The sequence below is a fragment of the Trinickia diaoshuihuensis genome (assembly GCF_003390925.1).
GTDB lineage: Bacteria > Pseudomonadota > Gammaproteobacteria > Burkholderiales > Burkholderiaceae > Trinickia > Trinickia diaoshuihuensis.
In genome coordinates this window covers 146,316-161,118 of record NZ_QUBS01000033.1, presented here as the reverse complement: position 1 = coordinate 161,118, position 14,803 = coordinate 146,316, and the positions used below count along the sequence as shown (strand labels likewise).

13 protein-coding genes are annotated in these 14,803 nt (G+C 65.6%); 10 read left to right on the top strand and 3 right to left on the bottom strand.

All coding sequences use genetic code 11. The features are described 5' to 3' along the window. Nucleotides 1-108 precede the first annotated feature (108 nt). On the bottom strand, nucleotides 109-849 hold the full coding sequence (locus DXT59_RS09930) for a 16S rRNA (uracil(1498)-N(3))-methyltransferase (RefSeq protein WP_116136730.1): 741 nt from the start codon (nucleotides 847-849) through the stop codon (nucleotides 109-111). Nucleotides 850-911: 62 nt separating this feature from the next. Further along, on the bottom strand, nucleotides 912-1,772 hold the full coding sequence (speE, locus tag DXT59_RS09925; RefSeq protein WP_116136729.1) for a polyamine aminopropyltransferase: 861 nt from the start codon (nucleotides 1,770-1,772) through the stop codon (nucleotides 912-914). Between the two features lie 254 nt (nucleotides 1,773-2,026). Here speE and tkt point away from each other — a divergent pair, with 254 nt between their 5' ends. Both tkt and gap read left to right on the top strand, forming a co-directional pair. Then, nucleotides 2,027-4,048 (top strand): transketolase, encoded by a 2,022-nt coding sequence (gene tkt / locus DXT59_RS09920; protein ID WP_116136728.1) that lies wholly within the window; start codon nucleotides 2,027-2,029, stop codon nucleotides 4,046-4,048. 110 nt (nucleotides 4,049-4,158) lie between these two features. Beyond that, nucleotides 4,159-5,169: a type I glyceraldehyde-3-phosphate dehydrogenase gene (gap, locus tag DXT59_RS09915; RefSeq protein WP_116136727.1), complete on the top strand. Its 1,011-nt coding sequence runs from the start codon at nucleotides 4,159-4,161 to the stop codon at nucleotides 5,167-5,169. A 127-nt stretch (nucleotides 5,170-5,296) separates the two neighbouring features. On the opposite strand, the gene fur is transcribed toward gap, so the two are convergent. Beyond that, nucleotides 5,297-5,725, bottom strand: a complete 429-nt coding sequence (gene fur, locus DXT59_RS09910; protein WP_116136726.1) for a ferric iron uptake transcriptional regulator — start codon at nucleotides 5,723-5,725, stop codon at nucleotides 5,297-5,299. Between the two features lie 124 nt (nucleotides 5,726-5,849). Here fur and DXT59_RS09905 point away from each other — a divergent pair, with 124 nt between their 5' ends. From DXT59_RS09905 to DXT59_RS09870, 8 genes are all read left to right on the top strand, one after another. Beyond that, nucleotides 5,850-6,608 (top strand): outer membrane protein assembly factor BamE, encoded by a 759-nt coding sequence (locus tag DXT59_RS09905; protein WP_116136725.1) that lies wholly within the window; start codon nucleotides 5,850-5,852, stop codon nucleotides 6,606-6,608. Nucleotides 6,609-6,844: 236 nt separating this feature from the next. Continuing rightward, complete coding sequence (gene dapB, locus DXT59_RS09900; RefSeq protein ID WP_162878009.1) at nucleotides 6,845-7,642, top strand: 4-hydroxy-tetrahydrodipicolinate reductase; 798 nt, start codon at nucleotides 6,845-6,847, stop codon at nucleotides 7,640-7,642. Nucleotides 7,643-7,681: 39 nt separating this feature from the next. Then, a complete protein-coding gene (locus DXT59_RS09895; RefSeq protein WP_116136723.1) occupies nucleotides 7,682-8,365 on the top strand; it encodes a MotA/TolQ/ExbB proton channel family protein in 684 nt (227 codons plus the stop codon). Nucleotides 8,366-8,400: 35 nt separating this feature from the next. After that, nucleotides 8,401-8,874, top strand: a complete 474-nt coding sequence (locus tag DXT59_RS09890; RefSeq protein WP_116136722.1) for an ExbD/TolR family protein — start codon at nucleotides 8,401-8,403, stop codon at nucleotides 8,872-8,874. 174 nt (nucleotides 8,875-9,048) lie between these two features. Beyond that, nucleotides 9,049-11,643 (top strand): leucine--tRNA ligase, encoded by a 2,595-nt coding sequence (leuS, locus tag DXT59_RS09885; protein WP_116136721.1) that lies wholly within the window; start codon nucleotides 9,049-9,051, stop codon nucleotides 11,641-11,643. Nucleotides 11,644-11,692: 49 nt separating this feature from the next. After that, entirely contained in the window at nucleotides 11,693-12,244 is a 552-nt protein-coding gene (locus DXT59_RS09880; protein WP_116136720.1) for an LPS-assembly lipoprotein LptE, read from the top strand. Between the two features lie 34 nt (nucleotides 12,245-12,278). Continuing rightward, nucleotides 12,279-13,367, top strand: a complete 1,089-nt coding sequence (holA, locus tag DXT59_RS09875; protein ID WP_116136719.1) for a DNA polymerase III subunit delta — start codon at nucleotides 12,279-12,281, stop codon at nucleotides 13,365-13,367. A gap of 90 nt (nucleotides 13,368-13,457) precedes the next feature. Next, nucleotides 13,458-14,747, top strand: coding sequence for a glutamate-5-semialdehyde dehydrogenase (locus tag DXT59_RS09870; protein ID WP_116136718.1), 1,290 nt, complete (start codon nucleotides 13,458-13,460; stop codon nucleotides 14,745-14,747). Nucleotides 14,748-14,803: the final 56 nt, after the last annotated feature.

Below are 14,803 nucleotides of genomic sequence, written 5' to 3'. Positions count from 1 at the left end.
CGGCCGGCGCTCACCCGCGCCACCGCCCGAGCGCCCCCTCATCGGCCCGCCTTCGCGCGGGCCTTTGTATTTCAGCGCGTGCCCGGCCGGAGCCACCGGCTCACAGCATTACCACCCGCCCCAGCGCGCGGCGAGCGCCGCGAGCACCGCCATCCCGGCCGTCTCGGTGCGCAGCACGCGCGGTCCGAGCGATAACGGGGCGAATCCATGCTCGCGCGCGGCATCTTCTTCTTCGGGGGAAAGGCCGCCCTCCGGCCCGATCAGTAAGACGACCTCGACGTTCGGCGCCGCGGCGGGCAACGACGCGAATGCCGTGGCCGCGCGCGGTGACAGCATCAAGCGCAGCGCGGTGTCGTCGGCGGGCGCGGGCAGCGCCTCGAGCCATTTCGAGAAGTCCTGAGCGGGATCGACCTCCGGAAGGCGGTTGCGTCCGCACTGTTCGCAGGCGGCGCGCACGACGCCTTCCCAATGCGCATGGCGGCGGCTCGCGCGTTCGGCGGATAAACGCACGACCGCCCGCGCGGTCGTCAGCGGCGCGATGCGGGCGACGCCGAGTTCGACGGCCTTTTCGATCAGCCAGTCCATCTTGTCGCCGCCGGCGATGCCTTGCGCGAGCGTGATGCGGTATGGCGGCTCGGCATCGAGCGGCTCGAATGCCCCGATCCGCGCCACGGCGCTGCGCCGGCCGATTTCGACGAGATCGGCTTCGTATTGGCCGCCGCGGCCGTTGAACAGCGTCAGCGAATCGCCGGCCGCGAGCCGTAGCACTTGGACATGGCGGGCGACTTCATCGGGCAGCGCGACGACGTCGCCGGGCTCGAGGGATGAGTCGACGAAAAAACGGGGCATAAAGCGGCAGTTGTAATTCGGTTACAGGAGCACGCAGTCACGCATGCGCGCGGCGCGGCAGGTCAGCCGAGCGCGCCCCGCAGCGTGCGCGGCAGCGCGAACAGCGCCGGATGCAGCGCGGCGTCATAGTAGCGCAAGCCGTCGATGCCGCGAGCCGCGAGGCGCTCCTCGATGTCATGCTTGAACAGCGAGGCGGCGTCGAGCGTGTCGCTCGCCAGCGCCATGAGCCAGAGCGATCCGTATAGCGGCACGAATGCCGACATCACGTGAACCATCGAGAAGCTCGCGCGCAAACCGCGCAGTAGCGCGGCGGCGCGTTCGAGGTGAAATTGGGCCGAGCCGAGATGCATCGAAACGATCGCGCGGGGCGCAAGCGCCGTTTTCAACTGTGTATAAAAGGCGGCGGTATAAAGTTCGGCGGCCGGCGAGTCCGGCGGCGTCAAATCGAATACCACCAAATCGAACCGTTCTGTCGTTGCCGCGACGAAACGCGCCGCGTCGCCGATGACGAGCTGCACGCGCGCATCGTCGAGCGCCCCCCCGTGCACGCCCTGCAGATGCTCGCGCGCCATGCCGACGACGGCCGCGTCGAGTTCGGCCACGACGATGCGCTCGATGCTTGGGTGGGCGAGCAATTGCCTCGCTGCGCCGCCGTCGCCTCCGCCAAGCACCAAGGCCTTGCGCGGACTAGGATGCGAGAGCGCTGCCGGATGCACCATGCATTCGTGATAGACGAATTCGTCGCCGACCGAGGTCATCGGGTGCCCATCGAGCGTGAAAAGCAAGCCGAGTTGCGCCGTCTCCCAGACCTCGATGCGCTGATGCGGCGACTCGGCGTGCGCCACGCGGCGCGCATCGGGAAAGCCGTAAGCGGCTCCCGGTGCGGGATGAAAAAGAAGGGTCCGATCGGTCGGAGAAGACACGGCTGGCCGGTGCGTGCAAACGGGTCTCAATGCCCGAATTATAGAACCGTTGCGGGGGCCGATCCGACCGTCTCAAGCCGCGCGGTTCGGCAAGGGGGCGGGCTCCATCTGTTAGAATGGCACGCTTTGCAGCCTGTCCGTTTGCTCCCTTCGTGTCGCGCCGCGGCAGGTGCCCCGCCCGCGCGGGCGGCGGTCGAATACGAGCAGCGGTCCATTGCGCGCCACGCTTTCTCGACTCGTTCTCCGGACTCGACATGACGACCTCGTCTCCCGCATCCACCGCTCTCATGGCGAACGCGATCCGCGCGCTCGCCATGGACGCCGTCCAACAAGCGAACTCAGGCCACCCCGGCATGCCGATGGGCATGGCGGAAATTGCCGTCGCTCTATGGGCCCGGCACCTCAAGCACAATCCGCTCGACCCGCATTGGGCGGACCGCGACCGTTTCGTGCTCTCCAACGGCCACGGCTCGATGTTGCTCTATTCGCTGCTGCACCTGACCGGCTACGACCTGCCGCTCGCGGAACTGAAGAACTTCCGCCAACTGCACTCGAAAACGCCGGGCCACCCCGAATACGGCATTACGCCGGGCGTCGAAACGACGACGGGCCCGCTGGGTCAAGGTCTCGCGAACGCCGTCGGCATGGCGCTGGCCGAAGCGCTGCTCGCGGCCGAGTTCAACAAAGCCGATGCCAAGATCGTCGATCACTACACCTACGTGTTCCTGGGCGACGGCTGCCTGATGGAAGGCATCTCGCACGAAGCTTGCTCGCTCGCGGGCACGCTCAAGCTCGGCAAGCTGATCGCGCTGTACGACGATAACGGCATCTCGATCGACGGCCACGTCGAATACTGGTTCGCCGACGACACGCCCAAGCGCTTCGAGGCCTACGGCTGGAACGTCATCCGCAATGTGGACGGTCATGACGTGCAAGCGGTCGATGCCGCGATCGCCGCGGCGAAGCGTGCCGATAAGCCCACGCTGATTTGCTGCAAGACCGTCATCGGCAAGGGTGCGCCTACCAAGGCGGGCGGCCACGACGCGCACGGCGCGCCGCTCGGCGCGCAGGAAATCGCGGCCACGCGCGAGGCGATCGGCTGGAAGTGGGAGCCGTTCGTCATTCCGCAAGAAGTGTATGCGGCATGGGACGCGAAGGAAGCGGGCGCAAAGCGCGAAGCCGAGTGGAAAGACGCGTTCGCGCAATATCGCGCCAAGTACCCGCAAGAGGCCGCCGAATTCGAGCGCCGCGCGAGCGGCAAGTTGCCGGCCGATTGGGCGGCCAAGGCTCAAGCGATCATCGCCGGCGCGAACGAGCGGGCCGAGACGGTCGCGACGCGCAAGGCATCGCAGCAAGCGATCGAAGGTCTCGCCGCGGCGCTGCCCGAGTTGCTGGGCGGCTCGGCCGATTTGACGGGCTCCAATCTGACGAACTGGAAGGCGAGCAAGCCCGTGCGCGCGGGCGAGCACGGCATCGAGTGGGGCAACCACGTCAACTACGGCGTCCGTGAATTCGGCATGAGCGCCGTGCTCAACGGGATCGCGCTGCACGGCGGCTACAAGGCGTTCGGAGGCACGTTCCTCACGTTCTCCGACTACAGCCGCAACGCGCTGCGCGTGGCCGCGCTCATGAAGTCGCCCTCGATTTTCGTGTTCACGCACGACTCGATCGGTCTCGGCGAAGACGGTCCGACGCACCAGTCGGTCGAACACGTCGCGAGCCTGCGCTTGATTCCGAATCTGCACGTCTGGCGTCCGTGCGACACGGTCGAAACGGCGGTGGCTTGGACGCAAGCGATCGAGTATCGCGGCCCCTCGTGTCTGATCTTCAGCCGTCAGAACTTGCCGTTCGCGCCCCGCAGCGATGCGCAAATCGCCAACATCGCGAAGGGCGGTTATGTGTTGCGCGATTGGAACGACGAAATCGTCGCGCGCAAGATCATCCTGATCGCCACGGGTTCGGAGATCGAACTCGCACTGAACGCCGTCGAGCCGCTCGCTCAGCAAGGCATCGCGGCGCGCGTCGTTTCGATGCCGGCGACGACCGTGTTCGACCGTCAGGATGCCGAGTACCGCGAACGCGTGCTGCCCAAGGGCGTGCGCCGCGTCGCCATCGAAGCCGGCGTGACCGACTTTTGGCGCAAGTACGTCGGCCTGGAGGGTGGCGTGGTCGGGATCGATACGTTCGGCGAATCGGCTCCGGCCGGTGTGCTGTTCAAGCATTTCGGCTTTACCGTGGAGCATGTTGTCGCAGCGGCCAAGGCGGCGCTCGAGTAACGATAGACTCGCGGGAAGACGCAATACGGCTTTCCGGCCCACCGCCGACGCGGTCCCGGAAAGCATCAGGTACGACGGTTTTTTTCAGCCCCAATATCAGGAGAACCATCATGACGGTACGCGTTGCAATCAACGGGTATGGCCGCATCGGCCGCAACACCCTGCGTGCGTTCTACGAGAGCGGCAAGAAGCACGATCTGCAGATCGTCGCGATCAACGACCTCGGCGACGCGAAGACGAACGCCCATCTGACGAAGTACGACACGGCGCACGGCCCGTTCCCCGGTGAAGTGTCGGTCGAGGGCGAAAACCTCGTCGTCAACGGCGACAAGATCCGCGTGTTGGCGAACCGCAACCCGGCCGAGCTGCCCTGGGGCGAACTCGGCGTCGACGTCGTGATGGAGTGCACGGGCTTTTTCACGTCGAAGGAAAAGGCGAGCGCGCACCTGGCCGGCGGCGCGAAGAAGGTTCTGATCTCGGCGCCGGGCGGCAAGGACGTCGACGCGACGATCGTCTACGGCGTCAACCACGACACGCTGAAAGCCGAACACACGGTCATCTCGAATGCTTCGTGCACGACGAACTGCCTCGCGCCGCTCGTCAAGCCGCTGAACGACAAGATCGGTCTCGAGTCCGGCTTGATGACGACGGTGCACGCGTACACGAACGACCAAGTGCTGACGGACGTTTACCACGAAGACCTGCGCCGCGCGCGCTCGGCCACGCATAGCCAAATCCCGACGAAGACGGGCGCCGCCGCGGCAATCGGCTTGGTGCTGCCCGAACTCGCCGGCAAGCTCGACGGCTATGCGATTCGCGTGCCGACGATCAACGTGTCGATCGTCGATCTGTCGTTCATCGCCAAGCGCGACACGACGGTCGAGGAAATCAACGCGATCATGAAGGAAGCCGCCGAAGGCCAGCTCAAGGGTATCCTCGGCTACAACACGGCGCCGCTCGTTTCGATCGACTTCAACCACAATCCGGCGAGCTCGACGTTCGATGCGACGCTCACGAAGGTGGCCGGTCGTTTGGTGAAGGTGTCGAGCTGGTACGACAACGAGTGGGGCTTCTCGAACCGCATGCTGGATACGGCTATCGCGCTCGCGACGGCCAAGTAACTCGGCGGCATCGGACCCGTCCCGCATGCATGGGGGACGGGTTCCGGGCTTCGACGCGACAAGAGCCGCCTAAGGGGCGGCTCTTGTCGTTTACGCGATCGAACGCCGGCCGGCGCAAGCGAGCGGATCAGTGCTTACGATGCGGACATGCTTCCTTCGTACAGACACCGTAAAGTGCGAGCGCGTGCTCTTGCAGCTTGAAGCCGCGTTCTTCCGCGATCTTTTGCTGGCGCTTTTCGATCTCGGGGTCGAAGAACTCCTCGACGCGTCCGCAGTCGATGCATACGAGGTGGTCGTGATGCGAGCCTTCGTTCAGCTCGAACACGGCCTTGCCCGACTCGAAATTGCTGCGCGAAAGCAGGCCGGCTTGTTCGAACTGCGTCAAGACGCGATAGACGGTGGCCAAGCCGATGTCCAGTTCTTCGTTGAGCAAGTTCCGGTACACATCTTCGGCGGTCAGGTGGCGAACGGCGCTACGCTGGAAAATTTCGAGAATTTTGAGGCGCGGTAGGGTCGCCTTTAGCCCGATGTTTTTGAGATCGGTAGGATTGGTCATGGCTAGGCATCCCTAGAGTACAATGCACGATTCGAATAGTAATGGCTTTTTGCTGTTCCGGTCATCTTCGGTGAAACTCGCGCGGCCTGGCGCAAGGCAAAAAAGGGCCCGCACGGTGGGTGAAATGAGTCCAAATTTTCTTAAGAAGCGCGGGGGGAGTCACGTGCGCAAGCTGTTGATCGCTGCCTCGACGGTTGCGCTCGTTGCGGGATGTTCGACCTACGACAGCCTCACGCAGCGCGTCGCGCAGAGCATTACGCCGTATCGCATCACCATCGTGCAGGGCAACTTCGTCTCGAAGGAAGCCGCCGCGAAGATGCATGTGGGCATGAGCCGCGACGAGGTCAAAGCCGTCCTCGGCACGCCGTTGCTCACCGATATGTTCCATGACGAGCGGTGGGACTATGTCTTTTACTTCAAGCGCGGCTCGACGGCTGTGGTCCAGCAGCGCGACTTCGTCGTCAACTTCGAGAGCGATCGCGTCGTAAGCTGGACGGGCGGCGAGGATCTGCCGTCCGAACTCGAATTGCTCGCCGATATCGACGGCGACAAGCTCGGGAAGAAGGCCAAAGCGAAGGCGCTGGCCGCAGCGGCGTCGAGTGCAGCGAGCGCGGCGTCGAGCGCCGCGGCGCCAGCGGAGCCGTCCACTCCGGCGCAGACGTCGACGTCAACCAGCGAAGCGGCCAACGATGCTGCCGCGCAAGCGGCGAATCGCGCAACGAACCAGGTGCCCGCCACGCCGGCGCGCCCGGCCGTGCGCTCCGGCACGCCGTCGCCGACGAGCGGCCTGCCGAGTGCGACGCCGCAGTTCCAGTTTCACCGCGAACCGCCGCCGTCCTCGCCCGACAACACGAATCCGGTGGGGCCGACAGGCGCGCAATGAGCGGCGGCAGCGCGGCCGAATGCGCCGTGAGCGCACCGAGCGCGCGCGGCTGATCGTTCGTTCTGCCATGAGCTGCTTGCGCCATCGCCGGCGCGAGCGCGTATTGCGGGCGGGCCGTGCGCATATCGCGCCGCCCGCTTTTGTTTTTTCGAGGCGCTGGTATGGGCATTTGTCAGCGCCGCCGGCCGTCCTCGCGACGGACGGCCCGTCATTGAGAAAGGGTAGATATGTCGCCGATGAAAATCGCAATCGCGGGCGCATCGGGCCGGATGGGCCGGATGCTGATCGAAGCCGTCTTGAACGATCCCGGCGCGACGCTCGCCGGCGCGCTGTGCCGCCCCGATTCGCCGCAGCTCGGCGAGGATGCGGGGGCATTTCTCGGTCAGCGCACGGGCGTCGCGCTCACCGACGATCTAGACAGCGTCTTTGGCGCGGCGGACTGCCTCATCGATTTCACGCGTCCGGAGGGCACGATGGCGTATGTCGAGGCTGCGCTGCGCCACGGCAAAAAGCTCGTCATCGGCACGACGGGCATGACCGACGAGCAGCGCGAGACGATCCGTGCGGCGGCGCAGCGAATCGGCATCGTCTTCGCGGCGAATATGAGCGTGGGCGTCAACGTGACGCTCAAGCTGCTCGAATTTGCCGCCCGCCATTTCGCCACCGGCTACGATATCGAGATCATCGAGGCCCACCATCGCCATAAGGTCGATGCGCCTTCGGGCACGGCCCTCGCCATGGGCGAGGCGATCGCCGGGGCGCTCGGCCGCGATTTGAAGGCGTGCGCGGTCTACGGGCGGCACGGCGTCACGGGCGAGCGCGATCCGTCGACGATCGGCTTCTCGGCGATTCGCGGCGGCGACATCGTCGGCGATCACACGGTACTCTTCGCCGGTACCGGCGAGCGCATCGAAATCACGCACAAATCGGCCAGCCGCGTGTCCTACGCGCAAGGGGCGGTGCGCGCCGCGCGCTTCCTCGCCGAACGCGGCACCGGTCTGTACGACATGCAAGACGTTCTCGGTCTGCGCTGATCCGGCGGCGCTCCGCTCTCGTTGGGGATACGGATTCGCATGCAAAACACAGGCATCGTTCACTATCTGCAAGCAGGCGACGCGCTCACGCACGGCGTGGCCTATGTGCTGCTCGCGATGTCGATCGCGAGCTGGTGCTTCCTGATCCTCAAGGGCTGGATGCTTGGGCGGGCCAAGCGCCAAGGGCCGCGCGCCATCGCACTGTTTTGGCAATCGGCGAGCTTATCCGAGGGCGTGTCGGCCTTGCGCGGCGCCGATCGCGAGCGCATCTTCGCGCCGCTCGCGCAAGCGGCGTTGGCAGCGAGCGAAGTGCATACGCCGTCCGCGATGCTCGCGCGCGTCGAGCGCGGCGAACGCGTGCTGCGCGCGTTGCGCGAGGCGTTGCTTGCCTCGCAACGCCGGATCGAGTTCGGCCAAGTCTTGCTCGCCTCGGTCGGCAGCACGGCGCCTTTCGTGGGCTTGCTCGGTACCGTCTGGGGTATCTATCACGCGCTCGGCAGCATTGCCGCCAGCGGCCAGGCGATGATCGAAAACGTCGCCGGGCCCGTGGGGGAAGCGCTGATCATGACGGCTTTCGGCCTGGTCGTCGCCATCCCCGCGGTCCTCGGCTATAACGTACTCGGGCGGATCCAGCGGCAATTGGCCGAGGAACTCGACGGCTTCGCGCACGATCTGCACGCTTACGTCTGCGCGCCGGACGGTCAGGGCGCGCGCCCTGACTAGCCGGACTTGGCGCTTTACCGGGGGAGGCGATCGGCATGGCATTCGGCGGATTCGACAAGGAGCGCTCGGCCGCGCCGATGTCCGATATCAACATGACGCCGTTGATCGACGTCATGCTCGTCTTGCTCGTCATCTTCATCATCACGGCGCCTCTGTTGACGCACGCGATCCGGCTCGACTTGCCTAAGGTCGCCGCTGGGGCGGCCCCACAAACGCCGCAAACGGTCACGCTCTCGATCGACGATGCGGGCCGGCTTTATTGGGACGGAAAGCCGCTGACGTTCGATGCGCTCAATGCGCGCCTGCAACAAGCCGGTAAAGCCGCGCAACCGCCCGAGCTTCATCTGCGCGCCGCGCGCGCCACGCGCTACGACGTGATCGCGCAGGTGATGGGCGCCGCTCAACAGGCGGGCCTCGACCGTATCGGCTTCGTCACCGAACCGCCGTCTTCCGCGGCGCGCCCCGGCGCGCAAGCGGCTCCCGCATCCCCCGCCGGAAAGCAGCCTTGACGGGACCCCAAGCGAGCCGTAGCGGCGCGCCCGAAACGCAAGCCCAAAGCCCGCGGCTCGCGCCCGCGTGAAAGGTATAATCGACGCTTTCCCCATTTGCGGGGAACAACGCATTGCCCGTATCGCCGCGCCCGCGTTGCCACGCGTCACGACAGCCAAGCTCGAACCACCGCCATGCAAGAAAAATATTTACCCGCCGACATCGAAGCCGCCGCCCAGGCACAATGGCGCGCGTCCGACGCCTATCGCACATCTGAAGTCGCCGGCAAGCCCAAGTTCTATTGCGTCTCGATGCTACCGTATCCGTCGGGCAAGCTGCACATGGGCCACGTGCGCAACTACACGATCAACGACGTCATGTACCGTTATTTGCGGATGAACGGCTACAACGTGTTGATGCCGATGGGATGGGATGCGTTCGGCATGCCGGCCGAAAACGCGGCGATGGCCAACGGCGTGCCCCCGGCGAAGTGGACGTACGAAAACATCGCCTATATGAAGGGGCAGATGCAATCGATCGGGCTCGCGATCGACTGGTCGCGCGAGGTCGCCACTTGCGATCCGAAGTATTACAAATGGAACCAGTGGCTGTTCCTGAAGATGCTCGAAAAGGGGATCGTCTACAAGAAAACGGGGACCGTGAACTGGGACCCGATCGATCAAACGGTGCTCGCGAACGAGCAAGTCATCGACGGGCGCGGCTGGCGCTCGGGCGCGCTCGTCGAAAAGCGCGAGATCCCGATGTACTACATGCGCATCACCCAGTACGCCGATGAGCTGCTGAACGACCTCGAGGGTCTCGGCTGGCCCGAGCGCGTCAAGGTGATGCAGCAGAATTGGATCGGCAAGAGCTTCGGCGTGAACTTCGGCTTCCCGTACGAACTCGACGGCGAGCAAAAGCTGTTGCGCGTATTCACCACGCGCGCGGACACCATCATGGGCGTCACGTTCTGCGCGATCGCGGCGGAGCATCCGCTGGCCGCGCGGCTGGCGCAGGGCAAGCCCGAACTGCAGGCGTTCATCGACGAATGCCGGCAAGGGGGCGTGGCCGAGGCCGAGATCGCCACGATGGAAAAGAAGGGCATGCCCACCGGCTTTTACGTCACGCATCCGCTGACGCAGGCGCGCGTCGAAGTGTGGGTCGGCAATTACGTGCTGATGAGCTACGGCGAGGGCGCCGTCATGGGCGTGCCCGCGCACGACGAGCGCGATTTCGCATTCGCGAAGAAATACGGTTTGCCGATCAAGCAAGTGATCGCCAAGCCCGGTTGTGAGTATTCGCTCGATGCGTGGCAAGCCTGGTACGGCGAGAAAGAAGGCGTCGTCTGCATCGATAGCGGCCGCTACGACGGCATGGGCTACGAGCAAGCCGTCGATGCGGTCGCGGCAGATTTGAAGGCGCTCGGCGTCGGCGACAAGCAAGTCACGTGGCGTCTGCGCGATTGGGGTATTTCGCGCCAGCGTTACTGGGGCACGCCGATCCCGATCATCCATTGCGCCGCGTGCGGCGACGTGCCCGTGCCCGAGAAGGATTTGCCCGTCGTGCTGCCCGAGGATCTCGTGCCGGACGGCACGGGCAACCCGCTCGCGAAATCGGCCGCGTTCCTCAATTGCGCGTGTCCGAAGTGCGGGGCGAGCGCCAAGCGGGAAACGGACACGATGGATACGTTCGTCGATTCGTCCTGGTATTTCTCGCGCTATACGTGCCCCGACGCGGAGACGATGGTCGACGCGCGAACCGACTATTGGATGCCGATGGATCAATACATCGGCGGTATCGAGCATGCGATCTTGCACTTGCTCTATTCGCGTTTCTGGACGAAGGTGATGCGCGACATGGGGCTCGTTAAGTTCGGCGAACCGGCCAAGAATCTGCTCACGCAGGGCATGGTGCTGAACGAAACGTTCTACCGCGAGGACGCGACGGGTAAGAAGACGTGGTACAACCCGGCGGACGTCACGGTCGAGCACGACGACAAGGGACGACCGGTGGGCGCGACGCTCAACGGCGATGGTCAGCCGGTCGTGCTGGGCGGCGTCGAGAAGATGTCGAAATCCAAGAACAACGGCGTGGATCCGCAGGTGCTGATCGATCAGTACGGCGCGGACACGGCGCGCTTGTTCACGATGTTCGCGGCGCCGCCCGAGCAGCAATTGGAGTGGTCCGGTTCCGGCGTCGAAGGCGCCAGCCGCTTCCTGCGCCGCGTCTGGGCGTTCGGGCATGCGAACGAGGCCGCGCTTGCCGCGCATGAGGCGTTCGATCCGGCGCAGCTTGCGCAAGCCGACAAAACGCTGCGCCGCGAGATCTACAGCGTGCTCAAGCAGGCCGATTTCGACTACCAGCGCTTGCAATACAACACCGTCGTCTCGGCCGCGATGAAGATGCTCAACGCGCTCGAAGACGCTAAAGCGGCCCAACCCGCCGTGCTGCGCGAGTGCTATGGCGTGCTGCTGCGCGTGCTCTACCCCGTGGTGCCGCATGTGACGCATACGCTGTGGCAGGCGCTGGCTTTCGCCGACGAATTCGGGTCGCTGCTCGATGCGCCCTGGCCGAAGGTCGACGAGAAGGCGCTCGAACAGGCCGAGATCGAATGGGTGCTGCAGGTCAACGGCAAGGTTCGCGGCGCGCTGACGCTCGCCAAGGACGCGCCGCGCGAAGCGATCGAGGCGGCGGCGCTCGCCCACGAGATGTTCCAGCGGTTCAGCGAAGGCAAGAGCCCGAAGAAGATCATCGTCGTGCCGGGCCGGCTCGTGAACGTCGTCGTCTGAAGCGGCAGCGCGGGCGAGACCGTCCGCGCGATTCAATCAAGGAGCCAATGTGATTCGCCGATCGTTTTTAGCGCTCGTATGCGGCACGACGATGCTGGCCGCTTGCGGGTTTCAGCTACGCGGCCAGCAAAACTATGCGTTCAAGCGGCTCGCCATCGTGGGCGCGCAGCCGGTCGTGGCCGCACGCCTCACGCGCATGATCGAGGGCGGCAGCGATACGGTCGTCGTCAAATCGCCGTCGAACGCCGATGCCGTGTTGTCGGTCACCGAAGGACGCGCGCAGTCGGTCCTGACGCTGAACACGGCCGGCGCGGCCGAGGAATATGCGTTGACCTATTCGCTGTCTTACACGCTGACGGGGGCCGACGGCGCGTTGCTGATTCCGCCGAGCGTCATTCAACTGAATCGGGCCATGACCTATAGCGTGACGTACGCGCTGGCCAAGGTGCAGGAGTCCGATCTGTTGTATGCGGATATGCAGAACGATGCGGTCGATCAACTGACGCGCCGCCTCTCCACCGTCCATTCGCTGCATCCGGCGCCGAACGAGCTGACGCCGGGCGTCGCGCCGCGCGCGCCGCTGCCCCCGCCGCCGCTGTGATCGGCTCCCTTCGCCTCCGTACGGCTCATTGCTCATGCAACTGCGACTCGACGCGCTCGACGCCCATCTGACGAAAGGTCTTGCCGGTCTGTACGTCGTTTATGGCGACGAACATCTGCTCGCCCAGGAGGCGTGCGACCGCATCCGCGCGGCCGCGCGCGCGGCGGGCTTCACCGAGCGCACCGTTTTCACCGTCGAACGCAGCTTCGATTGGAGTTCGCTGCTCGGCGCGACGCAATCGATGTCGCTATTCGGCGACCGCCAATTGATCGAACTGCGCATTCCGTCCGGCAAGCCCGGGAAGGAAGGCGCCGATGCCCTCAAGTCGCTCGCGGCCGCCGACAATCCCGATGTGCTGACGCTCGTGACGTTGCCGCGACTGGACGCCGCGACGCAAAAATCGGCCTGGTTCACGGCGCTCGCCGAACGCGGCGTATCGTTGCGGATCGACCCCGTGGAGCGCGCGCAGCTTCCCGCTTGGGTCGCGCAGCGCCTCGCGTTGCAGGGCCAGCGCGTGGCGCCGGGGGAAGACGGGCGCCGGGCACTGCAATTCGTTGCGGAGCGCGTCGAAGGCAATTTGCTGGCGGCGCACCAGGAAATTCAAAAGCTGGGATTGTTGTATCCGCAGGGCGTCTTGACGTTCGAGCAAGTACATGACGCCGTGCTCAACGTCGCGCGCTACGACGTCTTCAAGCTGAACGAGGCGATGCTGGCCGGCGACGTCGGCCGGCTCTCGCGCATGCTCGACGGACTGAAAGGCGAAGGCGAGGCCGCGGTGCTCGTGCTGTGGGCGCTCACCGAGGAGTTGCGCACGTTGCTCAAGATCAAGCGTGGCGCGGCGGCCGGCAAGCCGCTCGCGATGCTGCTGCGCGAGAATCGCGTCTGGGGGCCGCGCGAGCGGCTCGTCGGGCCCGCGCTCTCGCGCGTCACGGAGCCGCTGCTCGAGGAAGGTCTCGCGCTGGCCGCGGCCCTCGATCGACAGGTGAAAGGGTTGACCGGCAGCGCCCCGGGCAGCCGGCGGCGTGCGGCCTTGCCGCCCGACCCGTGGGAAGGCATGTTCGAGCTTGCCGCCCTCGTCGCGGCACCGGGCAAGCGCGGTGCCGCACGCGCGGGCGGCGCGTGACGGCTTAGAATCGAAGCGCGGGCGTTGCCGCCGCCCCGAACCCTTTGCATATTGCCGCTCGCGCCGCGTGCGCGACGAACGAGAATCATGATGGATATCGACGAGTACATGACCGCCATCGGCCGCCGCGCACGCACCGCTTCGCGCGCGATGGCACGGGCCGCGACGGCGGCCAAGAACGACGCGCTGCACGCCATCGCTCGCGCGATCGAGCGGGAGCAGACGGCGCTGAAGGAAGCGAATGCCCGCGATGTCGCCAAGGCTCGCGAGAAGGGCATGGACGCCGCCTTCATCGATCGTTTGACGCTCTCGGACAAGGCGCTGCGCACGATGATCGAGGGCTTGCGCCAAGTTGCCTCGTTGTCCGATCCGATCGGCGAAATCGACAATCTCAAATACCGCCCGAGCGGCATCCAAGTGGGGCGCATGCGCGTGCCGCTCGGCGTCATCGGCATCATCTACGAGTCGCGTCCTAACGTGACGATCGACGCGGCGGCGCTGTGCTTGAAGTCGGGCAACGCGGCCATCCTGCGCGGCGGTTCGGAGGCGCTCGAATCGAACGCTGCGCTGGCCGCGCTGATCGGCGAGGGGCTTGCGCAAGCGGGGCTGCCGCGCGACGCCGTGCAGGTCGTGGAGACGGCCGATCGCGCCGCCGTGGGCAAGCTCGCGACGATGACCGAATACGTCGATGTGATCGTGCCGCGCGGCGGTAAGAGCCTCATCGCGCGGCTCATCGAGGAAGCGCGCGTGCCGATGATCAAGCATCTGGACGGCATTTGCCATGTCTACGTCGACGATCGCGCCGACTTGTGCAAGGCGCTGGCGGTGTGCGACAACGCTAAGACGCATCGCTACGGGACGTGCAACACGATGGAGACGCTGCTCGTCGCGCGCGGCATTGCGCATGCCGCGCTGCCGCCGCTTGCGCGCGTATTCCGGGACAAGGGTGTCGAGCTGCGCGTCGATGCGCCGGCGCGCGCCGTGCTCGAAGCCGCGCCTTGGGAGCACGATGCGCCCGCGCTTGCGCTCGTCGATGCCACGGAAGAGGACTGGCGCACCGAATATCTGGCGCCGGTGCTGGCGATCAAGGTGGTCGACGGCATCGACGCGGCGATCGAGCATATCAACACGTACGGTTCGGCGCATACCGATGCGATCGTCACCGAGGACCATGACCGGGCGATGCGGTTTTTGCGCGAGGTGGATTCGGCGAGCGTGATGGTCAATGCCTCGACCCGCTTCGCCGACGGCTTCGAGTACGGGCTCGGCGCCGAGATCGGCATCTCGAACGACAAGCTGCATGCGCGCGGGCCCGTGGGATTGGAGGGACTGACGTCGCTGAAGTACGTCGTGCTCGGGCACGGCGAAGTCAGGCAGTAAGCCTGCCGAAGACGCAAGTCGCCGGGGCGCGGTATATATACCCCGGCGCAACGCCG